This window comes from Streptomyces sp. CBMA152, assembly GCF_014596475.1.
Lineage (GTDB): Bacteria > Actinomycetota > Actinomycetes > Streptomycetales > Streptomycetaceae > Streptomyces.
The window spans coordinates 454,329-477,429 of sequence record NZ_MECJ01000015.1 but is presented as its reverse complement, the minus strand read 5'-3'; the positions used below and the strand labels follow the sequence as shown (position 1 = coordinate 477,429).

General features: G+C 72.6%; 22 protein-coding genes. 14 read left to right on the top strand and 8 right to left on the bottom strand.

Annotated elements, in window-relative coordinates:
* Positions 1 to 5: 5 nt before the first annotated feature.
* Positions 6 to 725 carry a ZIP family metal transporter gene (locus tag BG418_RS15760; RefSeq protein WP_188274469.1) on the bottom strand — a complete coding sequence of 240 codons (720 nt, stop codon included), beginning with the start codon at positions 723 to 725 and terminating at the stop codon, positions 6 to 8.
* A gap of 76 nt (positions 726 to 801) precedes the next feature.
* On the opposite strand from BG418_RS15760, the gene cobM reads away from it, so the two are divergent.
* Genes cobM through cobC form a run of 6 tightly spaced genes read left to right on the top strand, consistent with a single transcriptional unit; the run spans position 802 to position 7,146 of the window.
* Complete coding sequence (cobM, locus tag BG418_RS15755) at positions 802 to 1,629, top strand: precorrin-4 C(11)-methyltransferase (protein ID WP_188274468.1); 828 nt, start codon at positions 802 to 804, stop codon at positions 1,627 to 1,629.
* Positions 1,626 to 2,876 (top strand): precorrin-6y C5,15-methyltransferase (decarboxylating) subunit CbiE, encoded by a 1,251-nt coding sequence (gene cbiE / locus BG418_RS15750; RefSeq protein ID WP_188274467.1) that lies wholly within the window; start codon positions 1,626 to 1,628, stop codon positions 2,874 to 2,876. The genes cobM and cbiE overlap by 4 nt, the downstream gene beginning before the upstream one ends.
* Positions 2,873 to 4,588 carry a precorrin-3B C(17)-methyltransferase gene (cobJ, locus tag BG418_RS15745; RefSeq protein WP_188274466.1) on the top strand — a complete coding sequence of 572 codons (1,716 nt, stop codon included), beginning with the start codon at positions 2,873 to 2,875 and terminating at the stop codon, positions 4,586 to 4,588. The genes cbiE and cobJ overlap by 4 nt, the downstream gene beginning before the upstream one ends.
* Positions 4,585 to 5,181: a precorrin-8X methylmutase gene (locus tag BG418_RS15740; RefSeq protein WP_188274465.1), complete on the top strand. Its 597-nt coding sequence runs from the start codon at positions 4,585 to 4,587 to the stop codon at positions 5,179 to 5,181. Before cobJ ends, BG418_RS15740 begins: the two co-directional genes overlap by 4 nt.
* The gene (locus tag BG418_RS15735) at positions 5,178 to 6,089 is read left to right on the top strand and encodes a sirohydrochlorin chelatase (RefSeq protein ID WP_188274464.1); all 912 of its coding nucleotides are present in this window, start codon (positions 5,178 to 5,180) and stop codon (positions 6,087 to 6,089) included. Before BG418_RS15740 ends, BG418_RS15735 begins: the two co-directional genes overlap by 4 nt.
* The gene (gene cobC / locus BG418_RS15730) at positions 6,061 to 7,146 is read left to right on the top strand and encodes an Rv2231c family pyridoxal phosphate-dependent protein CobC (RefSeq protein ID WP_188274463.1); all 1,086 of its coding nucleotides are present in this window, start codon (positions 6,061 to 6,063) and stop codon (positions 7,144 to 7,146) included. Before BG418_RS15735 ends, cobC begins: the two co-directional genes overlap by 29 nt.
* A 242-nt stretch (positions 7,147 to 7,388) precedes the next feature.
* Here the strand turns inward: cobC and BG418_RS15725 are convergent, their stop codons facing one another.
* Positions 7,389 to 8,270, bottom strand: coding sequence for an SCO1860 family LAETG-anchored protein (locus tag BG418_RS15725; RefSeq protein WP_223184818.1), 882 nt, complete (start codon positions 8,268 to 8,270; stop codon positions 7,389 to 7,391).
* Between the two features lie 349 nt (positions 8,271 to 8,619).
* Positions 8,620 to 9,711: an amidohydrolase family protein gene (locus BG418_RS15720; RefSeq protein ID WP_188274461.1), complete on the bottom strand. Its 1,092-nt coding sequence runs from the start codon at positions 9,709 to 9,711 to the stop codon at positions 8,620 to 8,622.
* A gap of 99 nt (positions 9,712 to 9,810) precedes the next feature.
* On the opposite strand from BG418_RS15720, the gene BG418_RS15715 reads away from it, so the two are divergent.
* The 6 genes from BG418_RS15715 (at position 9,811) to BG418_RS15690 (ending at position 14,997) form a co-directional block, all read left to right on the top strand.
* Positions 9,811 to 10,908, top strand: a complete 1,098-nt coding sequence (locus BG418_RS15715; RefSeq protein WP_188274460.1) for an aminotransferase class V-fold PLP-dependent enzyme — start codon at positions 9,811 to 9,813, stop codon at positions 10,906 to 10,908.
* 332 nt (positions 10,909 to 11,240) lie between these two features.
* Positions 11,241 to 11,750, top strand: a complete 510-nt coding sequence (ectA, locus tag BG418_RS15710; RefSeq protein ID WP_188274459.1) for a diaminobutyrate acetyltransferase — start codon at positions 11,241 to 11,243, stop codon at positions 11,748 to 11,750.
* The gene (ectB, locus tag BG418_RS15705) at positions 11,747 to 13,021 is read left to right on the top strand and encodes a diaminobutyrate--2-oxoglutarate transaminase (RefSeq protein WP_188274458.1); all 1,275 of its coding nucleotides are present in this window, start codon (positions 11,747 to 11,749) and stop codon (positions 13,019 to 13,021) included. Before ectA ends, ectB begins: the two co-directional genes overlap by 4 nt.
* Positions 13,022 to 13,058: 37 nt before the next feature.
* On the top strand, positions 13,059 to 13,457 hold the full coding sequence (locus BG418_RS15700) for an ectoine synthase (RefSeq protein WP_188274457.1): 399 nt from the start codon (positions 13,059 to 13,061) through the stop codon (positions 13,455 to 13,457).
* Positions 13,458 to 13,460: 3 nt separating this feature from the next.
* Positions 13,461 to 14,315 (top strand): ectoine hydroxylase, encoded by an 855-nt coding sequence (gene thpD / locus BG418_RS15695; RefSeq protein WP_188274456.1) that lies wholly within the window; start codon positions 13,461 to 13,463, stop codon positions 14,313 to 14,315.
* A gap of 22 nt (positions 14,316 to 14,337) precedes the next feature.
* Positions 14,338 to 14,997 (top strand): hypothetical protein, encoded by a 660-nt coding sequence (locus BG418_RS15690; RefSeq protein ID WP_188274455.1) that lies wholly within the window; start codon positions 14,338 to 14,340, stop codon positions 14,995 to 14,997.
* On the opposite strand, the gene BG418_RS15685 is transcribed toward BG418_RS15690, so the two are convergent.
* The 4 genes from BG418_RS15685 to BG418_RS15670 all read right to left on the bottom strand — a co-directional run bounded on the left by BG418_RS15685 (position 14,975) and on the right by BG418_RS15670 (position 18,676).
* On the bottom strand, positions 14,975 to 15,670 hold the full coding sequence (locus tag BG418_RS15685) for a hypothetical protein (protein WP_188274511.1): 696 nt from the start codon (positions 15,668 to 15,670) through the stop codon (positions 14,975 to 14,977). The genes BG418_RS15690 and BG418_RS15685 overlap by 23 nt on opposite strands.
* 65 nt (positions 15,671 to 15,735) lie before the next feature.
* The gene (locus tag BG418_RS15680) at positions 15,736 to 16,791 is read right to left on the bottom strand and encodes an aminotransferase class V-fold PLP-dependent enzyme (RefSeq protein ID WP_188274454.1); all 1,056 of its coding nucleotides are present in this window, start codon (positions 16,789 to 16,791) and stop codon (positions 15,736 to 15,738) included.
* A 140-nt stretch (positions 16,792 to 16,931) separates the two neighbouring features.
* Positions 16,932 to 17,651: a DsbA family oxidoreductase gene (locus BG418_RS15675; RefSeq protein WP_188274453.1), complete on the bottom strand. Its 720-nt coding sequence runs from the start codon at positions 17,649 to 17,651 to the stop codon at positions 16,932 to 16,934.
* Between the two features lie 110 nt (positions 17,652 to 17,761).
* Positions 17,762 to 18,676, bottom strand: a complete 915-nt coding sequence (locus tag BG418_RS15670) for a GlxA family transcriptional regulator (RefSeq protein ID WP_223184903.1) — start codon at positions 18,674 to 18,676, stop codon at positions 17,762 to 17,764.
* A 169-nt stretch (positions 18,677 to 18,845) separates the two neighbouring features.
* Here BG418_RS15670 and BG418_RS15665 point away from each other — a divergent pair, with 169 nt between their 5' ends.
* A complete protein-coding gene (locus tag BG418_RS15665) occupies positions 18,846 to 20,243 on the top strand; it encodes an MFS transporter (RefSeq protein ID WP_188274451.1) in 1,398 nt (465 codons plus the stop codon).
* 81 nt (positions 20,244 to 20,324) lie between these two features.
* Positions 20,325 to 21,149 carry a MerR family transcriptional regulator gene (locus tag BG418_RS15660; RefSeq protein ID WP_188274450.1) on the top strand — a complete coding sequence of 275 codons (825 nt, stop codon included), beginning with the start codon at positions 20,325 to 20,327 and terminating at the stop codon, positions 21,147 to 21,149.
* Between the two features lie 317 nt (positions 21,150 to 21,466).
* Here the strand turns inward: BG418_RS15660 and BG418_RS15655 are convergent, their stop codons facing one another.
* Positions 21,467 to 23,011 carry an aldehyde dehydrogenase (NADP(+)) gene (locus BG418_RS15655; protein WP_188274449.1) on the bottom strand — a complete coding sequence of 515 codons (1,545 nt, stop codon included), beginning with the start codon at positions 23,009 to 23,011 and terminating at the stop codon, positions 21,467 to 21,469.
* Positions 23,012 to 23,101 lie beyond the last annotated feature (90 nt).

Genomic DNA, 23,101 nt, shown 5'->3' with positions numbered 1-23,101 from the left:
CGGGTTCACTGCGCGAGCCCCACCACCAGCCAGATGAAGGCCACGCCCGCGACGGTGAAGAGCAGCGTCGAGCGGGCGGGGTGTTCGTGGTGGGCCTCGGGCAGGATCTCGGCGGCGGCCAGATACAGCAGCACCCCGCCGAAGAAGCCCAGATATCCGCCGAGCAGCTCGGCCGGAAGGGTGAACAGGAGCGTCGAGGCGGCGCCGATCATCGGCGCGAAGGCGTCCGCGACCAGCATCGCGACGGCCTTGCGCTTCTCGTTCCCGTACAGGCTCGTGATCGTGTACGTGTTGAAGCCGTCGGCGAAGTCGTGGGTGATCACGGCGATCGCCACGGCCGCGCCCATGCCCGCGCCGACCTGGAACGCCGCACCGATCGCGATGCCGTCCATCAGGCTGTGGCCGACCATCGCGGCGGCCGCCGTCAGGCCCACCTGCGGGGCCCGCTCGTCGGCGCCATGTGCCGCGCTGCGCACGGCGAGCAGACGTTCCACCAGGTGGGCGAGGAGAAAGCCGCCGACGAACAGGAGCAGCGCGGCCGGTACGCCGAAGATGTCGTCGCCCGCCGCGTCCAGCGCCTCCGGCAGCAGGTCCAGGCCGACCACGCCGAGCATCAGCCCACCCGCCAGGCCGAGCACCAGATGGCGCCGGTCGGTGACGCGCTGGGCGGTCCAGCCACCGACCAGTGTCATCAGGAACGCGCCGAGCGCGACGACCACCACCATGTGCCCTTGCTAACCGACTGACCCACCCCCGCGCATTTCGCTTGACGACTGTGTGATGTACGAGAGGACTCCTCCCATGGCCGATGCCACCACCGGCAAGGTGACGATCGTCGGCGCCGGCCCCGGCGCCGCCGATCTGCTGACATTCCGCGCCGCGCGGGCCATCGCCGACGCCGATGTGGTGATCTGGGCCGCGAGCCTGGTGCAGGCCGAGGTCCTGGACCACGCGCGCGAGGGCGCCGAGATCCTGGACTCGGCGGCGATGTCCCTGGAGGACGTCGTCGGGGTGTACGAGCGGGCCGCCCGGGAGGGGCTGAAGGTCGCCCGGATCCACTCCGGCGACCCGTCCTTGTGGGGCGGCACCCAGGAGCAGCTGGACCGGGTGGACGGGCTCGGCCTGGAGGTCGAGATCATCCCCGGTGTCTCGTCGTTCTCGGCGGTCGCGGCGATAGCGCAGCGCGAGCTGACCATCCCCGAGGTCTCCCAGTCCGTCATCCTCACGCGTCTGGGCGGCGGCAAGACGCCGATGCCGCCCGGCGAGGAGGTGCGCGAGTTCGCCCGGCACGGCACCACGATGGCGCTCTTCCTGTCCGCCGCCCGCTCCGGTCAGCTGGTGCAGGAGCTCCTTGAGGGCGGCTACCCGACGTCGACACCGGTCGTCATCGCGTACCAGGCGACCTGGCCCGAGGAACTGGTGCTGCGCTGCACCATCGAGACGCTGGAGGAGACGGTGAAGGAGCACAAGCTCTGGAAGCACACGCTCTTCCTGGTGGGCCCCGCCCTGTCGGCCTCCGGCACGCGTTCGCACCTCTACCACCCGGGCCACTTCCACGGTTTCCGCCGCGCCGACCCGGCCGCCCGCCGCGCCCTGAAGGCCGAGAAGGCGGAGCGCACCCCGTCATGATCACCGTCATCGGTACGGGAACGGGCGCGCCGCTGGCGCCGGACGCCCTGGCCGCGCTGGCCGAGGCCACGCTGGTCACCGGCGCCGCCCGCCACCTGGACGCGGCCGAACTGCCGCCGGACGCACGGCAGTTGGTGCTCGGCCCGCTCGCGCCCGCGCTCGACATCATCGCCAAGCACCGCGAGGAGGGCGGCCGCGTCGTCGTGCTGGCCTCCGGCGATCCCGGGTTCTTCGGGATCGTGCGGTCGCTGGCCGAGCGGTTCGGGCCCGAGGCGCTCGACGTACGGCCCGGGGTCGCCTCCGTCGCGGCCGCGTTCGCCCGCCTCGGGCTGCCGTGGGACGACGCGCTGGTGGTCAGCGCGCACGGCCGGGACCTGCGGACGGCCGCCAACGTGTGCCGGGCGCACCCGAAGACCGCCGTGCTCACCGGCCCCGGCGCCGGACCCGCGGAGCTGGGCGCCGAGCTCGCCCGCCGGGCGCCGGACCGGCTGCTCGTGGTCGCCTCCGCCCTCGGCGACCCGGAGCGGGAGCGCCTGGTCCGGGTCACTCCGGCTCAGGCCGCGGCCCGGGAGTGGGACGCGGTCAGCGTGATCGTCTGCCTGGACGAGGAGAAGGCCCTCTCACCGGTACGCACGGTCGCGGGCGGCCGCGCCACGCCCGAGCGATGGGCGCTGGACGAGAGCGCGTTCGCGCACCGCGACTCGATGATCACCAAGGCCGAGGTGCGCGCGCTCGCGCTGGCCCGGATCGGGCCCCGCATCGGCGATCTGGTCTGGGACATCGGCGCCGGGTCCGGCTCGGTGGCCGTGGAGTGCGCCCGGTTCGGGGCAGCGGTGGTCGCGGTGGAGAAGACCGCCGAAGGATGCGAGCACGTACGGGCCAACGCGACCGCGCACGGCGTGGACGTCCGCGTGGTGCACGGCGCGGCGCCCACGGTCCTGTCCGATCTCACCGATCCGGACGCGGTGTTCATCGGCGGGGGCGGCCGTGAACTGCCCGCCATAGTGACCACCTGCGCCCGCCGGGCCCGGCGCTCGGTGGTGGTGGCGCTGGCCGCGCTCGACCGCGTACCGGCCGTACGGGCGGCGCTCACCGGCGCCGGTCTGGTCACCGACGGCGTACTGCTCCAGTCCTCACGCCTGGCGCCGCTGCCCGGGGACGTGACCCGGCTCGCGGCCACCAACCCCGTCTTCCTGCTGTGGGGCGACCGCCCCGCGACCTCTGTTCTCGAAGGAGCTGTTCAGTGATCGGCCTGATCTCCGCCACGGCGGCGGGCGCCACCGCCCGCGACCGCCTCGCCGCGGCCTGGCCCGGCCGGGTCCAGGTGTACGAAGGACCCGTGCGGGAGGCCGTGGAGCGGGCCTTCGCGGAGTGCGACGCCCTGGTGTGCTTCCTCGCCACCGGCGCCACCGTCCGGCTGCTCGCCCCGCTCCTGGCGGACAAGACGTCCGACCCCGGTGTCGTCTGCGTCGACGAGGGCGTCCGCTTCGCGGTCTCGCTCCTCGGCGGCCACGGCGGCGGCGCGAACGCGCTGACCGAAGAGGTCGCGGACGCACTGGGCTGCACGCCGGTGGTGACCACGGCGACGGACGCGGTGTCCGTGCCGGGTCTGGACATGCTGGGCCTGCCGGTCGAGGGGGCGGTGGCGTCCGTGGGCCGCGCGATCCTGGACGGGGAGCCGGTGGCGCTGCGGGCCGACGCGCGGTGGCCGCTGCCCGCGTTCCCGCCGAACGTCACGGACGCGCCGGACGTATCCGACGTCACCCTCCACCTCACTGACCGCGTCCTGGAACTCGGCCCCCGCGAGGCCGTGTTGCGCCCTAAGTCCCTGGTCGTCGGCGTCGGCGCCTCCAAGGACGCGCCCGTCGAGGAGGTCCTCGGTCTGATCGAGGACGCGCTCGCCGACGCGGGGCTGAGCGCGCTGAGCGTGGCCGAACTGGCCACCGTGGACGCGAAGGCGCAGGAGCCCGGCATCGTCGGGGCCGCGTCCCGGCTCGGGGTGCCCCTCACCACGTACACCTCGCAGGAACTGGCCGCCGTCAGCGTGCCGAACCCCTCCGACGCACCCCTGGCCGCCGTCGGGACGCCCTCGGTGGCGGAGGCCGCGGCCCTGGTGGGTGGCGGCGAACTCCTCGTACCCAAGCGGAAGTCCGCGCCCGAGGGCCGGGCGGCGATGGCCACCTGCGCGATCGTACGGCGGCCCCCGCGCGGCCGGCTCGCGGTCGTCGGGCTCGGTCCCGGCGCCCGCGATCTGCTCACCCCGCGCGCCAAGGACGAGCTGCGCCGCGCCTCGGTGCTCGTCGGGCTCGACCAGTACGTGGACCAGATCCGCGATCTGCTGCGCCCGGGCACCACGGTGCTGGAGTCGGGGCTCGGCGCCGAGGAGGAGCGGGCCCGTACGGCCGTCGCCGAGGCGCGCAAGGGGCACGCGGTCGCGCTGATCGGCTCCGGGGACGCGGGGGTGTACGCGATGGCGTCGCCCGCGCTCGCCGAGGCCGCCGACGACATCGACGTGGTGGGCGTGCCGGGCGTGACCGCCGCGCTGGCCGCCGCCGCGATCCTGGGCGCGCCGCTGGGGCACGACCACGTCTCCATCTCGCTCTCGGACCTGCACACGCCGTGGGAGGTGATCGAGCGCCGGGTGCGGGCGGCCGCCGAGGCGGACATCGTCGTCACCTTCTACAACCCGCGCAGCCGGGGCCGTGACTGGCAGCTGCCGAAGGCGCTCGGCATCCTCGCCGAGCACCGCACCCCGCACACCCCCGTCGGTGTCGTACGCAACGCCTCCCGCCCCGACGAGAGCAGCCGTCTCACCACGCTCGGCGTTCTGGATCCGGCGACCGTGGACATGATGACGGTCGTGACCGTCGGCAACACCGCGACCCGCGAGATCGCGGGCCGTATGGTCACCCCGCGCGGCTACCGCTGGCAGTCCGGCACCCCCGGGGAGGCCAAGTGAGCAGGCCCTGGGAGCGCACGGTCCACCCGATCGAGGTGGAGTCGTACCGGCGGCTGCGCGCCCGTCTGGACACCTCGCACTTCGCGCCGCTGACCCGGGCCGTGGTCGAGCGGGTGATCCACTCCGCCGCCGACCTTGAGTACGCGACCGATCTGGTCTGTGACGAGGAGACGCTGAGCGCGGCGCACGCGGCGCTGCACGGCGGGGCGCCCGTCGTCACCGACGTCGAGATGGTCGCGGCCGGGATCACCCGACGCGAGACGGTCTGCCGCCTCAAGGACGCCAAGTCCGGCCCGGGACTCACCCGTTCGGCCCACGCGATACGGCTCGCGTACGAGGAGGTGGGCCCCGGCGCGCTCTGGGTGATCGGCAACGCGCCCACCGCGCTCGAAGAGCTCCTCACCCTGGACGCCGCGCCCGCGCTGGTCATCGGTCTGCCCGTCGGATTCGTCGGGGCCGTCGAGTCCAAGCAGGCGCTGCGCGAGAGCGGCCTTCCGGCCGTCAGCAATGTTTCCGAGAAGGGCGGCTCGGCCGTGGCCTCCGCCGCCCTCAACGCCCTTCTGTACCACCCCTTCGGCAAGGAGAACCCGTGACCACCCCCCAGACCCAGCCCGCACTGCTCATCGCCGGGCACGGCACCCGGGACGACGCGGGAGCCGAGGCGTTCCGCGCGTTCGTCGAGGAACTAGGCCACCGCAACCCCGAACTGCCCGTCGCCGGCGGGTTCATCGAGCTCTCCCCGCCGCCGCTCGGCGAGGCCGTCACCTCGCTGGTGGAGCGGGGGGTCAAGAAGTTCGCGGCCGTACCGCTGATGCTGGTGTCGGCGGGCCACGCCAAGGGCGACATACCGGCCGCGCTCACCCGCGAGAAGGAGCGCCACCCCGGCATCTCCTACACGTACGGGCGCCCGCTCGGCCCGCACCCGTCGCTGCTCGCGGTCCTGGAGCGGCGGGTCGACGAGGTCATCGGCGACCTCGACCGCGCCGAGGTCACGGTGCTCCTGGTCGGCCGGGGCTCCACCGACCCGGACGCCAACTCCGAGGTGCACAAGGCGGCCCGGCTGTTCTGGGAGGGACGCGGTTACGCGGGCGTGGAGACGGCGTTCGTGTCGCTCGCGGCGCCCGACGTGCCCTCGGGTCTGGACCGCTGCGAGAAGCTGGGCGCCCGGCGGATCGTGGTCCTGCCGTACTTCCTGTTCACCGGCATCCTGCCGGACCGGGTGCGGCGGCAGACCGAGGAGTGGGCGGCCGCGCACCCCGACCTGGACGTCCGCTCGGCCGACGTCATCGGTGCTACCGAGGAGCTCCACGAGCTGGTCATGGAGCGCTACCGCGAGGCCGTCAAGGGCGATCTGCGGATGAACTGCGACTCCTGCGTCTACCGCATCGCGCTGCCCGGTTTCGAGGACAAGGTGGGAGCGCCCCAGCAGCCCCACTTCCACCCGGACGACGACGGCCACCATCATCACCACCATGGCAGCCATGCGCACGCACACCACTGAGCACGATCTGCGCCACCACGGGGACGCCGAGGTCCGTGACTCCGGCGTGGCCCTCACCGACCTCGCGGTCAACGTCCGGGCGGGCACTCCCCCGGACTGGCTGCGGGAGGAGATCGCGGCGTCCCTGACCGGCCTCGCCGCCTACCCCGACGGGCGGGCGGCGCGGGCGGCGGTCGCGGGGCGGCACGGGCTGCCGGTGGAACGGGTGCTGCTCACGGCGGGGGCGGCGGAGGCGTTCGTGCTGCTCGCGCGCGCTCTGACGTTCCGTCATGCCGTCGTGGTGCACCCGCAGTTCACCGAGCCGGAGGCGGCTCTGCGGGACGCGGGGCACTCGGTGGAGCGGGTGCTGCTGCGTCCCGAGGACGGTTTCCGGCTCGACCCCGCGTCGGTCCCGGCCTCGGCGGATCTGGTCGTGGTGGGCAACCCGACGAACCCGACGTCGGTGCTGCACCCGGGCGCCTTGCTGGCCCAACTCGCCCGTCCAGGGCGGACGTTGGTCGTCGACGAGGCGTTCATGGACGCGGTGCCGGGTGAGCGGGAGGCACTGGCGGGCCGGACGGATGTTCCTGGCCTGGTGGTGCTGCGCAGCCTCACCAAGACATGGGGCCTGGCCGGGCTGCGCATCGGCTACGTGCTGGCCGAGCCGTCCGTGGTGGCCGCCCTGTCGCGGGCGCAGCCGCTGTGGCCCGTCTCCACGCCGGCGCTGGTCGCGGCGCAGGCGTGCGTGTCCGCGCGGGCGCTGGCGGAGGCGGAGGAGGCGGCGCGGCGGCTGGTGGTCGACCGTGCTCATCTGCTCGCCGGTCTTTCGGAGTTCGAGGAGGTACGGGTAGTCGCGGCGGCGCAGGGGCCGTTCGTGCTTGTACGTGTGGCGGGGGGCGGGGAGGTGCGGGCTCGCCTGCGCGGCCTCGGCTTCGCCGTCCGCCGCGGCGACACGTTCCCGGGCCTGGGCCCGGAGTGGCTGCGGCTCGCGGTCCGCGACCGCGCGACGACGAACCGCTTCTTGCAGGCGCTGGACCAGGCCCTCACGCTGACGGGCCCCACCCCACCCCTTCCCTAAACCCTCCGGGGGTGGGTGGGGGTGGAGGAGGGTTACCCGGGGGCGAAGCCCCCGGACCCCACCCGCTTCGTCTGCGGATCGTGCTGGGTGCTCGCGCAGTTCCCCGCGCCCCTTGATGGGCCCTTCGGGCCCTCTTTAGGGGCGCGGGGAACTGCGCGACAAGCCCCCACCGGCGGCCAGCCGACCGACACCCGCCGGAGGCTTTCGGGAAGGGGCGGGGTGGGGGAACGAACCCCCCGCCGTCACGAGCGTCGCCGCGCCAATACCACCGCCCCTCCCCCCACCACCAACAGCGCCACCGCCCCGCCCACCACATACGGCGTCGATGAACTCCCGCCCGTCTCCGCCAACTTCGGATCCCCCACCGACTCGGGCTTCATCGCGGTGCTGGACGCGACGTCGACCGAGGGGGACTCGCACGTCGCCTCCGCCAAGGTCACCTCCCCCGTCACCTCCGCCACATTCAGCTTCAGCGGGTTCACCGAGACCCGCAGCCGCAGGGCGGTGGCCGCAGCCGTACGGGACGTCGTGCGGGTCGAGGACAGGTCGAGGGTGACGTCGCCGACGCCCGGCACCGCGATCCGCGTCGTCCCGCCCGTCGACAGCGTGACCTTCTTGCCCAGGACCGTCACCGCACCGAGCAGGTTCGACGACGCCACCGGACGCGTACCCGCCTCACAGACGGCCTTCGACGTCACGTCCTGGACCTCGACCAGGGAGAGCAGCGGCAGGCCCGGGACGTGCAGACGGGCGTGGACCAGGTGCGTGTAGCCCTGCGCGCGGGCCCCCTCGACCGTCGCCTCCGCCTTGGCGACATCCGCGTCGAGCACGCTGAACGGCTTCCCCTTGGCCACCCCGTCCAGCTTCACCGCCAGCGCGGTCTTCTGCGAACTCGCGGGCGCCTGGACCTCGTTGAGGGTGACCTTCAGGGGGACGTCGACCGTCTTGTTGAGGAGCGACACGTCCAGGCCGGTGCGCAGCACTACCGCGCTCGCCTTTCCGCCGTGCCCGGCGCCGACGCCCGTCGCGTACGCCGGTACGGGAGCGGTCAGGGCCAGCGATCCGAGCGTGAGCGCCACGGCGGCCGAAGTGCGCGCGGGCAGGCGGAAGTTGATGGTGTTCAAAGTGGTGGAACCCCCACAGGAGACATGAACCGTCACCCGTCCGCCCTCCCACGGGGACTCGTGGGACTCGCGAGAGCCAGGGGCGCGCCGGTGACTTGAGACACCGGAATCTTTTACGCACAGAGAGTGAATCGATAGACACCTGGGGTGAGTTCACCCGAACGAGGCGACAACGGCCGCGTATTCGACCGTTCCCGTACGCGCGTTCCTAGAATCCGCCCCTGATGGCTGACTCTCGGCGTACGCCGGTTGACCCGCACCGGCGTACGCCGCGAATGCGCAGAGAACTACAACGACCCGCTACCCCGGACCGTCACCCTCCGCGTCAGCCCCGCGCCCCCGTCCCACGTCATCCCACGATCCGCCCCCGCAGCAGTATCCGACTCGGCGCCCCCAGCACCCGTACGTCCGCCCGCGGGTCCTGCGCGTACACCACGAGGTCCGCGGGCGCGCCCTCCTCCAGGAGCGGGCGGCCGAGCCACGTGCGGGCGTGCCAGGCCGTCGCCGAGAGGGCGTCGAGCGGGGGGATGCCCGCCTTGACCAGCTCCGCGACCTCCGCCGCTACCAGGCCGTGGGCCATGGAGCCGCCCGCGTCGGTGCCGACGAAGACGGGGATGCCGGCGTCGTACGCCGAGCGGACCGTGTCGTAGCGGCGCGCGTGCAGCCGGCGCATATGGGCCGACCAGACCGGGAACTTGGCCTCCCCGCCGTCCGCGAGATGCGGGAACGTGGCGATGTTGACCAGGGTCGGGACGATGGCGACGCCGCGCTCGGCGAAGAGCGGGATCGCGTCCTCGGTGAGCCCGGTCGCGTGCTCGATGCAGTCGATGCCCGCCTCGACGAGGTCGCGCAGCGAGTCCTCGGCGAAGCAGTGGGCCGTCACGCGCGCGCCGAGCCGGTGCGCCTCGGCGATCGCCGCCTCGACCTCGCCGCGCGGCCAGCACGCCGACAGGTCCCCCACCTCGCGGTCGATCCAGTCCCCGACCAGCTTGACCCAGCCGTCCCCGCGCCGCGCCTCGCGGGCGACGTACGCGACGAGGTCGCCGGGCTCGATCTCATGGGCGTAGTTGCGGATGTAGCGGCGGGTGCGGGCGATGTGGCGGCCCGCGCGGATGATCCTCGGCAGGTCGTCGCGGTCGTCGATCCAGCGGGTGTCGGAGGGCGAGCCCGCATCCCGGAGGAGCAGGACGCCCGCCTCCCGGTCGGTGAGCGCCTGCTTCTCGCTGGTCTGGTCGTCGACCGGACCGTGCCGGTCGAGGCCCACATGGCAGTGCGCGTCGACGAGTCCGGGCAGCGCCCAGCCCGTGACCGTGACGGCGTCGACCGCGCCCGGCGGGCGTTCATAGGTGATCCGCCCGTCCACCGCCCACAGTTCGTCCCGTACGTCCTCGGGACCCGCAAGCACCCGCCCCCGGACATGCACCACCGCGTGATCGCTCATGACCAGCACTGTACGAGGGCCTGGGTACCCTCGACCGAGAGGCTCGGCACTTCGGCGCCGGGCCCGTGAACACAAGCGCAGACGACCGAAGAAGGCACCGTGACTCACCCTCTGCTCGACCTGGCCCCGCTGTCCGCCGCCCGTTTCGCGGCCATCGAGCGACGGGTGGCCGCGCTGCTCGCCACCGAGCAGGACGTGGTGATCATGCAGGGTGAGGCGCTGCTGCCGCTGGAGGGATGCATCCGGGGCGCCGCGCACCCGGGTTCCACCGCGCTGAACGTGGTGACCGGCCCGTACGGGCAGACCTTCGGCAACTGGCTGCGGGACTGCGGCGCGAGCGTGGTCGATCTGGAGGTGCCGTTCCACACGGCGGTCACCGCCGAGGACGTCGACCGGGCGCTCACCGAGCACCCGGAGATCGACTTCGTCTCCCTGGTGCACGCGGAGGCGGCGACCGGGAACACCAACCCGATCGCGGAGATCGGCGAGGTGGTGCGCCGCCACGGCGCCCTGTTCATGCTGGACGCGGTCGCCTCGGTGGCCGCCGAGCCGCTGCTGCCGGACGCGTGGGGCGTGGACCTGTGCGTGATCGGCGCACAGAAGGCGATGGGCGGCCCGGCCGGGGTCTCGGCGGTGTCGGTGAGCGAGCGCGCCTGGGCGCGGATCGCCGCCAACCCGCGCGCCCCGCGCCGCTCCTACCTCTCGCTGCTCGACTGGAAGGAGCGCTGGATCGACGGCGGCCGCAAGGCGCTGCTGCACGCCCCGGCCCAGCTGGAGATGCTGGCTCTTGAGGCATGCGTGGAGCGGATCGAGGCGGAGGGCCTGGACGCGGTGACGGCCCGGCACGCGTCGGCAGCAGCGGCGACCCGGGCGGGCGCCTCGGCGCTTGGCGGCGGCCTGCAGCCGTACGTCCACGACGCGCGGGACGCGGCCCCGGTGGCCACGACGCTGCGTACTCCGGCGGGGGTCGACGCGTCCGAGCTGGTCGCGAAGGCGCTCGCGGCCGATCCGGCGCTGCCGCTGATCGCGGGCGGCGGGGCGCTGGCGAAGGAGATGATCCGGGTCAACCACTACGGCGTCGACGCCACGCGGGGCGCGGTGCAGTCGTCGCTCGCGGCGCTCGGCGCGGCGCTCGGCGAGACGGGCCGGGCGGTCGACCTGGAGGCGGCCCGGCGGGCCGTCTCGGGGACCTGGTGAATCACCGGTACCCGATAAAACGGCGGCCGTCCGCCTCTCCGACACCTTTTCCCCACATAAATTCCAGCCGAATTAACCATAACGGGAAGCTACTTATCACGAGTAGCTTCCCGTTTTCTTCTGCCCGGACTTGTTGATCTCAAACACCAAGTTTTCAACAAGATTTCCGGGTGGTCACGGGCATGTGATCGACTCCACAAAGGTGTCCTTTTGTCCCGGAATTACCGGACAAACCACCTCGCGCGTACACCTGCGTGATAACACAAGTCTCTCCCCGGCGCACCACCCTCCGCTAATGCGATTTCGATTTCCGCTGGGTAAATTCGCTCGGCATGACCGCCGCACAGACCGTCATCCATATCGACACCCCACGCGTCGAGGACGGCGCCGCGATCTGGCGTATCGCCCGCGACTCGGAGGTACTGGACCTCAACTCCTCGTACAGCTATCTGCTCTGGTGCCGCGACTTCGCCGCCACCTCCCTGGTGGCGCGCGACGGCGCCGGTGAACCGATCGCCTTCGTCACCGGATACATCCGGCCGGAGCGCCCGCAGACGCTCGTCGTCTGGCAGGTCGCCGTCGACCGCGACCAGCGCGGGCGCGGCCTCGCGGGCACCCTGCTCGAAGCGCTGACCTCGAAGGTCGCCGACTCGCACGGGGTGCGCCTGGTCGAGACGACCGTCACCCCCGACAACACCGCGTCCGACCGGCTGTTCACCGCGTTCGCCGAGCGGCGCGGGACCGCGCCGCACCGTGAAGTCCTCTTCGAGCGCGTGCTGTTCCCCGAGGACGGCCATCAGCCCGAAGTCCTCTACCGGATCGACCTGGGAGTACGACTGTGACCATCACCCCGCCCGCCCTGAGCGTCTTCGAGACCCTGGAGTCGGAGGTGCGCAGCTACTGCCGAGGCTGGCCCGCCGTCTTCGACCGCGCCCGGGGCGCCAGGCTCACCGACGAGGACGGCCACGAGTACCTCGACTTCTTCGCCGGGGCCGGCTCACTCAACTACGGCCACAACAACCCGGTGTTGAAACGGGCGCTGCTCGACCATCTCGAACGCGACGGCATCACCCACGGCCTGGACATGGCGACCACCGCCAAACGCACGTTCCTGGAGACCTTCCAGAACGTGATCCTGCGCCCGCGCGACCTGCCGTACAAGGTCATGTTCCCGGGCCCGACCGGCACCAACGCGGTCGAGGCCGCGCTGAAGCTGGCCCGGAAGGTGAAGGGCCGCGAATCGGTCGTCTCCTTCACCAACGCCTTCCACGGCATGTCGCTCGGCTCGCTCGCGGTCACCGGCAACGCCTTCAAGCGGGCCGGTGCGGGTATTCCGCTGGTGCACGGCACGCCGATGCCGTTCGACAACTACCTCGACGGGCAGACCCCGGACTTCCTCTGGTTCGAACGGCTCCTGGAGGACGAGGGCTCGGGCCTGAACAAGCCCGCCGCCGTCATCGTCGAGACCGTGCAGGGCGAGGGCGGCATCAACGTGGCCCGGCCCGAGTGGCTGCGCGCGCTCGCGGACCTGTGCCATCGCCGCGACATGCTTCTGATCGTCGACGACATCCAGATGGGCTGCGGCCGCACGGGTGCCTTCTTCTCCTTCGAGGAGGCGGGCATCACGCCGGACATCGTCACCCTGTCGAAGTCGATCAGCGGCTACGGACTGCCCATGTCGCTCTGCCTGTTCAAGCCGGAGCTCGACATCTGGGAGCCCGGCGAGCACAACGGCACCTTCCGGGGCAACAACCCGGCGTTCGTCACCGCGACCGCCGCCCTTGAGGCGTACTGGACCGACGGGTCCTCGCTGGAGAAGCAGACCCGGGCGCGCGGCGAGCAGGTCGAGCAGGCGCTGATCTCGATCACCGAGGAGAACCTGGTCGACGTCAAGGAGTACCGGGGCCACGGTCTGGTCTGGGGCCTGGAGTTCCACGACGAGCACCGCGCGGGCGCGGTCGCCCGGCGCGCCTTCGAACTCGGCCTGCTCATCGAGACGTCCGGCCCGCGCAGCGAGGTCGTCAAACTGCTGCCGCCGCTGACGATCACGCCGGAAGAACTGGACGAGGGGCTGCGCACCCTGGCCCGCGCGGTCCACGAGACCGCTTCCTGACCCCCCTTTCCCCCCACAAGAAAGGCGCCACCCCACCGTGATAGTCCGTTCGTTGAAGGACATCGAGAACACCGACCGCCATGTCCGGGCCGCCTCCGGCACCTGGGAGAGCAAGCGGATCGTGCTCGCCAAGGAGAAGGTCGGCTTCTCCCTGCACGAGACGGTTCTGTACGCCGGTACGGAGACGTCCATGTGGTACGCCAACCACATCGAGGCCGTGCTCTGCGTCGAGGGCGAGGCCGAGCTCACCGACCACGAGAGCGGCGAGACCCACTGGATCGCGCCGGGCACGATGTACCTGCTCAACGGCCATGAGCGGCACACCCTGCGCCCCAAGACCGACTTCCGGTGCATCTGCGTCTTCAACCCGCCCGTCACGGGACGGGAGGACCACGACGAGAACGGTGTCTACCCGCTGCTGACCGAGGAGGCCTGAGCCATGCCGGACCTGTACCCCACCCGTGGTGCCACCGAAGTCGTCACCCCGCGCCAGGACCCCGTCGTCTGGGGCCCCTCCACCGGGCTGGAATCGTACGAGCAGGACGGCTTCCTCACCGTCGACCAGCTGCTCGCGGACGACGAAGTCGGCTTCTACCGACGTGAGTTGGACCGTCTGATCGCCGATCCGGCGGTGCGCGCGGACGAGCGGGCGATCACCGAGCCGCAGTCCGGCGCGGTGCGCTCCGTCTTCGAGGTGCACCGGATCAGCGAGATCTTCGCGGGCCTGGTCCGCGACGAGCGCGTGGTCGGCACCGCCCGGCGCATCCTCGGCTCGGACGTGTACGTCCACCAGTCGCGCATCAACGTCAAGCCGGGGTTCGGCGCTTCGGGCTTCTACTGGCACTCGGACTTCGAGACCTGGCACGCCGAGGACGGCCTGGCGAACATGCGGACCGTCTCGGTGTCGATCGCGCTCACCGAGAACCACGACACCAACGGCGGCCTCATGATCATGCCCGGCTCGCACCGGGACTTCCTGGGCTGCGCGGGTGCCACGCCGCAGGACAACTACAAGAAGTCGCTGCAGATGCAGGACGCGGGCACGCCGTCCGACGAGGCGCTGACGAAGATGGCGGACCGGCACGGGATCCGGCTCTTCACCGGCCGCGCGGGCTCGGCGACCTGGTTCGACTGCAACTGCATGCACGGCTCGGGGGACAACATCACCCCGTATCCGCGCAGCAATGTCTTCATCGTCTTCAACAGCGTGGAGAACGCCGCGGTCGAGCCCTTCGCGGCCCCGATCAGGCGACCGGAGTTCATCGGCGCGAGGGACTTCACGCCGGTGCGGTGATGATCGTTGGTACGGTCGCTCCATGTCTGATGAAACGTCCCGGACCCCCGTCACCGCGGCCGATGTCGAACACTCCGTGCGGCTCTCGGTCACCGCGCTGCGGGCCGGGCTCGCCGGGGACTGGAGCGTGCCGGCCGGCTCGCTGGACTGGGACTGCTGGGAGACCGTCGAGCATCTGTCGGACGACCTGTTCGCGTACGCCGTGCAGCTCGGCCCGCAGCAGCCGCCGCTCGACGGCGACGTCCCGTACCTGTGGGAGGCGAAACGTCCCGGCGGGCCGCGCAACGCGGTGCACGCGGACCGCGCGGCCGGGCCCGCCGGGCTGCTCCAGACCCTGGAGGCGAGCGGGGCGCTGCTGACCGCGATGGTCCGCACCGCGTCCCCGGACGTGCGGGCCCACCACACCTTCGGCATCTCGGACCCGGAGGGGTTCGCGGCGATGGGCATCGTCGAGACCCTGCTGCACACCTATGACGTGGCGCAGGGTCTCGGCATCGCCTGGGCGCCGCCGCTGGGACTGTGCGACCGGGTGCTCGCGCGGCTGTTCCGCGAGGTGCCGGCGGATCCGGACCGGTGGCGGGTGCTGCTGTGGGCCACCGGCCGGGCGGAGCTGGCGGACCTGCCGCACCAGGACTCCTGGCGCTGGTACGGCGAACCGCTCAGTGACGCAGCCAGATCCTGAGCTCGCCGACCGGGGTGAACCCGGCGCGGACGGCGGCCGCCAGGTCGTCGCCGCTCTCGTAGCCGACGACCGGCAGGCCGGGCCAGTGCCGCGCCAGTGAGGCGAGGCACCCGGCCCAGGCCGTGTCGAGGTCGCCGTCGGCCGCGAAGAGGTTGGAGACCCCGGCCACCGTCTCGCTGCGGGTGGCTATGGCGCCCGCGACGATCGCACCGCCCGCGTCCCGGGCCGCGAGGAACAGCTGGTCCTCGTCGGCGAGCAGCGCGGCCGGGAACAGCCCGTCGCCCTCCCCGCCCGCCCAGGCATCCTCCCAGCGCGCCAACTCACCTTCCGTACGCACGAGTTCCCAGCCGGGGTCGGCCGCCTCGGGCGCGGGCCGGTGGATCCACTCGGCGCCGAACAGCACCTCGAAGCCCTCGTCCGTCAGGTCCAGGGTGGCGAAGCTGTCCTTGACCGAGGCGCCCGGCGAGGCGTCGATCCGCCCGACGATCTCGCGCGGGGAGGCGTCGGGGGCGAGGGTGACCGCGTCCGGATAGAGCGGCGGGGTGCGGCGCGGGCTGGTCCAGGCGTACGGGCCCGCCTCGCCGGTGATGCCGTGCGCCCGGCACAGGGCCGCGCACCACTCGGCGTTGTTGCGGGCGGCCGCGCGCACCCGTACCTCGTTCTCGCTGTCCATGATCACGGCCCGATCCTCCCCTGTGGGACCGGGCCGCGACCACTGGATATCGGTGGTGCGGGAGGTCACATGGCGGACAGGACGTCCAGGGCCCGGTCCACGTCCGCCGAGGAGTTGTAGAGGTGGACGGCGAGGCGGAGGTTGCCGCCCCGGGCGGAGCTGTACACCCCGGCCCGCAGCAGCTCCGGCTGGACGCCGCCCAGGCCCGGCACCGCGACGACCGCCGAGTCGTCGGCGACCGACCGGTGGCCGAGGTCGGCGAGCCCGGCCCGCAGTCGGTCCGCGAGGGCCCGGTTATGGGCGTGCACCGCGTCGATGCCCACCTCTTCGAGCAGCGCGAGCGACTGCTCGGCCCCGTAGGACGACAGGAACGAGCCCGGCTCGTCGTACCGCCGCGCGGAGGCGGCGAGTTCGCGCACCGGGCCGTAGTTGTCGCTCAGATCCTCGGCGGCGAACCACCCCGAGTGCAGCGGCGCCAGGTGCTCCTGCGCCTCCTCGGTGACAGTGAGGAACGAGATGCCGCGCGGGCACGTCAGGAACTTGAACCCGGCGGTGACCGTGTAGTCGTACGCGCCCGCGTCCAGCGGCAGCCAGCCCGCCGACTGGCTGGCGTCGAGGAGCGTACGGGCCCCGTGCGCGGCCGCCGCCTCCCGTACGGCCGCGAGGTCCGCGATCCGGCCGTCGGACGACTGGACGGAGGAGAAGGCGACGAGCGCGGTGCCGGGCCGTACCGCCTCGGCCAGCGACTCCAGCGGGACGTACCGCATCTTGAGGTCGCCGCGGACCGCGAACGGCTGGACGACCGAGGCGAACTCACCCTCGGGGGCGAGGACTTCGGCCCCGGCGGGCAGGGAGTGGGCGATCAGTGCGACATGGACGGTGACCGAGGAGCCGAGCGCGACCCGGTCGACGCCGACCCCGGTGAGCCGGGCGAAGGAGGCCCGTGCGGCGTTGGGCTGCTCGAAGCCGCCCGCGCCCAGCCGGGTGCCCGCCGCGTTCTGCCCGGCGAGCCGGGTGATGGCCTCGACGGCCCGCCGGGGCAGCAGCCCGGTGCTGGAAGTGTTCAGGTACGTCGTCTCGGGTGCGAACTCGTCGCCCGCCAGGCGCTTCAGGATCTCCATGATCCCACCCTGCGTCCCCCTCGGCCCCGGGTCAATCAATGTCGATCAACAAGGGCTGAGGGGAACCATCAAGGACTGCTTACTCGTTGGGCCCGATGAGCCCATCGGGCGAACGCGTGCGCCTCGGCGGCGCGTACGCGTTACGCGCGCGGGACCTCGCAGCCCTCCGGGCCGCAGACCTCGCCCTCGGCGGGCGCGGTACCGAGGGTCGCGAGGACCGGGCGGTGCTCCTGCCATGCCTGCTCAAGAGCCTGGGTGAAGACCTCGGCGGGCTGGCCGCCGGAGATGCCGTACTTGCGGTCGACGACGAAGAACGGCACGGCGTTGGCGCCAAGGGCGGCGGCCTCGGCCTCGTCCGCCCGCACCTCGTCGGCGTACGCGCTCTCGTCGGCGAGCACACCGCGCACCTCGTCCGCGTCGAGGCCCGCCTCCACGGCGAGCTCGACCAGGACCTCGGCGTCGAAGACGGAGCGCTCCTCGGCGAAGTTGGCCCGGTAGGCCAGGTCGAGCAGCGCGTCCTGGCGGCCGCGCGCCTTGGCCAGGTGCAGGAGGCGGTGGATGTCGAAGGTGTTGCCGTGGTCGCGGCCCTCGGTGAGGTAGCCGAGCCCCTCGGCGCGCGCGTTGGAGGCGACGTGCTCCTCCATGCCCCGGGCCTCGTCCAGGGTGCGGCCGTACTTCTTGGCCAGCATCGGGATCACCGGGCCGACGTCGCCCTTCGGGCGGTTCGGGTCGAGCTCGAAGGAACGGTGCACCACCTCGATGTCGTCGCGGTGGGCGAACTCCGCCAGGCCCTTCTCGAAGCGGGCCTTGCCTATGTAGCACCAGGGGCAGGCGATGTCGCTCCAGATCTCGACGCGCATGTCACTTCTCTCCGACTCGGTCACGGGCTCGATCTCGACCCCAACTTTGTATGACTTTCAAGTACTGCAACTATGGCGGCCGCCTGCGCATTCCCGCCCATTCCCACCGGTCAGCGCGCGCCCTCCAGCTGGTTGAAGGTGGCCCGGTAGGAACTCGGGGTGAGGCCGGTGCGGCGGACCAGGTGGGCGCGGAGCGAGTCGGCGCTGCCCAGGCCGCTGGCCTCGGCGATCTGGTCCATGCCGAGCGTGGTGGTCTCCAGGAGCTCCTTGGCCCGCTCGATGCGCTGGTGCAGCAGCCACTGGAGCGGGCTGACACCGCTCTCGGCGTGGAAGCGCCGGGTCAGCGTGCGCACGCTCACGCCCGCGTGCCGGGCGAGGTCCGTCAGCGTGAGCGGCTTGTCGAGGTTGCGCATCGCCCAGCCCCGGGTGTCGGCGCAGACCACTCCCCGCTCGGCGGGCAGCGGGGTCTGGGTGAACTGGGTCTGCCCGCCGGGCCGCACCGGCGGGACGAGCGCGGCCCTGGCCACCTGGTTGGCGACGGCGGCGCCGTAGTCGGTACGGATGATGTGCAGGCACATGTCGATCCCGGCCGCGTACCCGGAGGACGTCATCACGTTCCCGTCCTCCACATAGAGGACGTCGCCCTTCAGGTCCAGGGCCGGATAGCGGAGGCGCAGCTCGTCGGCGAGCTCCCAGTACGTGGTGGCGCTGCGCCCGTCGAGCAGTCCGGCCTCGGCGAGCACGAAGGCGCCACTGCAGATCGAGGTGATCCGCCGGCCCTCGGCACCGGCCCGCCGGACCGCCTCGACGGTGCGCGGGTCGGGCAGGTACCGCTGTCCGGTGCCCGCGACCAGCACGGTGTCGGCGTCCGCCACGGCGTCCAGCCCCCGGCTGACGTAGAGGTCGAGTCCGCCGGTGGTGGCGATGGGCCCCGGCTCCGGGGTGCAGACGGTGAGCTCGTACCCGGGAGCGCCGTCGATCTCCACCTTCGCGAAGAGCAGTTCGGGAATGGCGAGGTTGAACATCGACACCCGGGACGGCGCGATGACGACGAGGCGGTGCGGCCGCCAGGCGGCGGACTCGCTCACGGGAACCTCGGGACTCACTGAACCTGCGGCACTCATGGCCAGAACCTCCGGATGCATGGCATTCAGGTCACTACTGTAACCCGAGCGCGACCGACAAGCTGAGGGCATGTCAACCAACGTCGTACCGCAAGCCGCCCCCGCAGACCGCGAGTTGGCGCACCACAAGGCACCCCGGACCCCCCGTTCCTCCTCCCCCGGCGTCACCCTCGCCGCCGCCCTCCTCGGCTTCGCGCTGATCACGCTCGACGCGTCCGTGGTGAACGTGGCCCTGCCCGCCATCGGCTCCGACCTCGGCGGCGGGATGTCCGGGCTGCAGTGGGTGGTGGACGCCTACACGCTGGCCTTCGCCGCCCTGATGCTCTCGACCGGAGCCTTCGCGGACCGGATCGGCTCGGCCAAGGCGTACGCGCTCGGCACGGTCGTCTTCACCCTCGCCTCCGTCGCCTGCGGTCTCGCCCCGAACCTGGGCGTGCTGATCGGCGCCCGTACGATCCAGGGCACGGCGGCCGCGGTGGTCCTGCCCGCCTCGCTCGCCCTCGTACGCCAGGCCTACCCCGATCCGGCCCGGCGGGCCCGCGCGGTGGCGCTGTGGGCGGCGGGCGGCTCGGTGGCGGTGGCGCTCGGCCCGGTGGCGGGCGGCGCGCTGACCACCGTGTGGGACTGGCGCGGGATCTTCTTCATCAACCTGCCGCTGGGCCTGGCGGCCCTGGCCCTGACGGCCCGCGCCCCGCGCACGGCCCCCCGCCCGGCCCCGCTCGACCTGCCGGGCCAGCTGACAGCGGTGGTCGCGCTGGCCGCGCTCGCCTTCGCGGTGATCGAGCAGGGCACGGTACGGATGACGGCGGGCGCGATCGCGATCGTGGCGGCGGTGGCGTTCCTGCTGATCGAGTCGCGCGCGGCCCACCCGGTCGTCCCGCTGGGCCTGTTCCGTACGCCGACGGTCGCGCTGGCGGTCTCGGTGGGCGCGGCGGCGAGCGTGGCGTTCTACGGCGTGATCTTCGTCTTCAGCCTGTACTTCCAGCGCACCCGGGGCGAGTCGGCGCTGACGGCGGGCCTGATGTTCCTGCCGATGACGGCCCTGATCCCGCTGACGAACGTCCTCTCGGGCAAGCTCTCCAACCGCTACGGCCCGCGCCGCCCGATGCTGATCGGCCAGCTGGTCGCCATCGCGGGCCTGCTCCTGCTGCTCGTACCCGACGAGCACACGCCCACCCTGCTCGCCGCGTTCCTGATGATCCCCCTCGCGCTCGGCTGCGGTCTGTCCGTCCCGGCGCTGACCGCCGCGATGATGGAGGCCCTGCCCCAGGAGCGCGCCGGTCTCGCGGCCGGGGTACTGAACGCGGGCCGCCAGGTCGCGGGCGCGCTGAGCGTGGCGATGTCGGGCGCGCTGGTGGCGGGCGGCAGCGGATTCGTCCCCGGGATGCGGGTGAGCCTGGCGGTGTCGGCGGGGCTGTTCGTGGTGACGGTGCTGGTGACGCTGAGGGTGAAGATGGGGAAGAAGTAACGTGCGGGGGCGCCCCGGGCGGGCGCGCCGGTCGGGGCACTTGACCCTCACACCGTGTCAGGCAGTGAACTCGGAGACATCATGTTCACCATCGGAGACTTCGCCCGGCACGGCCGCGTATCGGTCCGGATGCTGCGCCACTACGACGCCACCGGCCTGCTGCGCCCGGCCCATGTCGACCCGGCCACCGGCTACCGCTTCTACACCGCCGCCCAGCTGGCCCGCCTGAACCGCGTCATCGCGCTCAAGGACCTCGGACTCACCCTCTCCCAGGTACGGGAGATCCTGGACGAACGGGTGAGTACGGAGGAACTGCGCGGCATGCTGCGGCTGCGGCGGGCCGAGCTGGAGGCGGCGATGCAGGCCGCGGCGGACCGGCTGGTCCAGGTCGAGGCGAGGCTCCGGTCGATCGAGAGCGAGGGTCACATGCCCACCGACGACGTAGTCCTGAAGAGCATCCCGGCGGTCCGGGTGGCCGAACTGACCGGCACCGCCGAGAGTTTCGATCCGCGGCACATCACTCCGGTGATCCGGCCGCTGTACGACGAACTGGTCGAGCGCCTGAAGTCGGCGGACATCGTCCCGACGGGCCCGGGAATCGCGTGGTACGAGGACGCGCCTGCGGGCGGCGGCGCGATCACCGTCCACGCGGGTGTGCAGGTCGCGGCGGCCCCTCGGGACACGGACGGCCTGCTCGTCCATGACCTCCCGGCGGTCGCGCAGGCGGCGACGATCGTGCACCGGGGTTCGATGAACACGGTCCTGCCGACCGTCCAGACCCTGGCGCACTGGGTCGAGACCCATGGCTACGAGTCGACGGCGTATCCCCGGGAGGTCACCCTGGAGTGCCCGGAGGACGAGACGGGGTGGGTGACGGAGCTGCAGGAGCCGGTGGCTCGGGTTTGATCCCCCACCCCGCCCCTTCCCGAAAGCCCTGGGCGGGCGGCCGGTCTTGATGGCTGCGGGCGGGTGGGGGCTGGTCGCGCAGTTCCCCGCGCCCCTTAAGCGGGCCCTTCGGGCCCTCCTGGGGGCGCGGGCCTTGATGGGCCCGGAGGGCCCACTTAGGGGCGCGGGGAACTGCGCGAGCAACCCAGCACGATCCGCAGACAAATCGGGGGCCGGGGCGCAGCCCCGAGGGGGTGCAGGGGCGCAGCCCCCGCCCAGGGGTCCGGGGGCGCAGCCCCCGGGAAAACCACCTCAACCCCCACCCACCCCCGGAGGGTTCAGGAAACGGGCGGGGTGGGGAAGAACCGCCCGTCGACCCACCGCGGCACACCCCCCTCCCCCTCCCGCAGCTCCACCGGCAACAACGCCTCCGGCGTGCTCTGATACGTCAGCGGCCGCAGCCAGCGCTCGACCGCCGTCGCCCCCACCGACGTGGACGTCGACGTGGTCGCCGGGTACGGCCCGCCGTGATGCTGGGCCGGTGCCACGGCGACCCCCGTAGGCCACCCGTCCACCAGCACCCGCCCCGCGAGCCCCGACAGAGAGGCAAGGAGTTCCGCGGCACCGCCGGACCGCCCCGCCGCCTCCCCCGCCGACACCTGAAGCGTCGCCGTCAGATTCCCCGGCAACCGCGAGAGCACCGCTCCGATCTCGGACGGGTGCTCATACAGCGCGACCACCGTCACCGGCCCGAAGCACTCCTCCAGCAACAGATCGTGCGGCCCCGCCGACGCCAGCGCGGCCGCCGGCACCGTCAGGAACCCCGCACTCACCGTGTGCTCCCCGCCCGCCCCCGGCGTGACCGGCGCCTCGACCCCGTCCAGAGAAGCCCGCTCGGCGACCCCGGCCACGAACGCGTCCCGCATCCGGTGGTCCAGCATCACCCCCGCCTCGGAGTCGCTGACCACAGCAGTGAGGGCCTTCACCAGCGCGCCCCCGCCCTCACCGGCCGGAGCAAGCACGAACCCCGGCTTGGTGCAGAACTGGCCGACGCCCAGCGTCATCGACGCGCCGAGCCCCGCCCCGATCGCCTCGCCGCGCTCCTGAGCCGCCCCCTCGGTGACCACGACCGGGTTCAGCGACCCCAGCTCGCCGTGGAACGGGATCGGCACCGGCCGGGCCGCCGCCGCGTCGAAGAGGGCGCGGCCACCCCGTACCGACCCGGTGAAGCCGGCCGCCGCGACCAGCGGATGACGTACGAGCGCGATACCCGCGTCGAAGCCGTGGACCAGCGCGACGACGTCCGCCGGCAGCCCCACCCGTACCGCCGCGCGACGCAGCAGCGACACGCACAGCTCGGACGTGGCCGGGTGGGCCGGGTGAGCCTTGACCACCACCGGACATCCGGCCGCGAGCGCGCTCGCCGTGTCGCCGCCGGGGACGGAGAAGGCGAGCGGGAAGTTGGACGCCGAGTAGACCGCGACCACGCCCAGCGGCACCTTCATGCGCCGCAGATCGGGCCACGGCGGGGTGCGGTCCGCGTCCGCGTGGTCGATGCGTACGTCGAGGAAGGCCCCCTCGTCCACGACATCGGCGAAGTCCCTCAACTGAGCGGTGGTGCGGGCGAGTTCACCGGTGAGCCGGACGGGCCCGAGCGCCGTCTCGGCGTCGGCGGCCTCGACCACATGATCCCCGGACCCGTCGAGCAGATCGGCGGCGGTCCGCAGCAGGGCGGCCCGTACGCTCCGGTCGGCGAGCGCGCCGCGGGCCGACCGGGCGGCCCGCACCGCCTCGTCGACCTCCCGGTCCGTCGCCTCCGCCGCGACCTGCTCCCGCGGCTTCCCGGTACGGGGGTCGACACTCCAGACTGGTGCTGTGCTCACCGCGATGTCCTTCCGGCTTCCGGTTCCGCCCGCGTACTGTCCACGGACAGGTCCGCGCACTGGTGCGCGTCACGCGCGCGTACCGTCCGC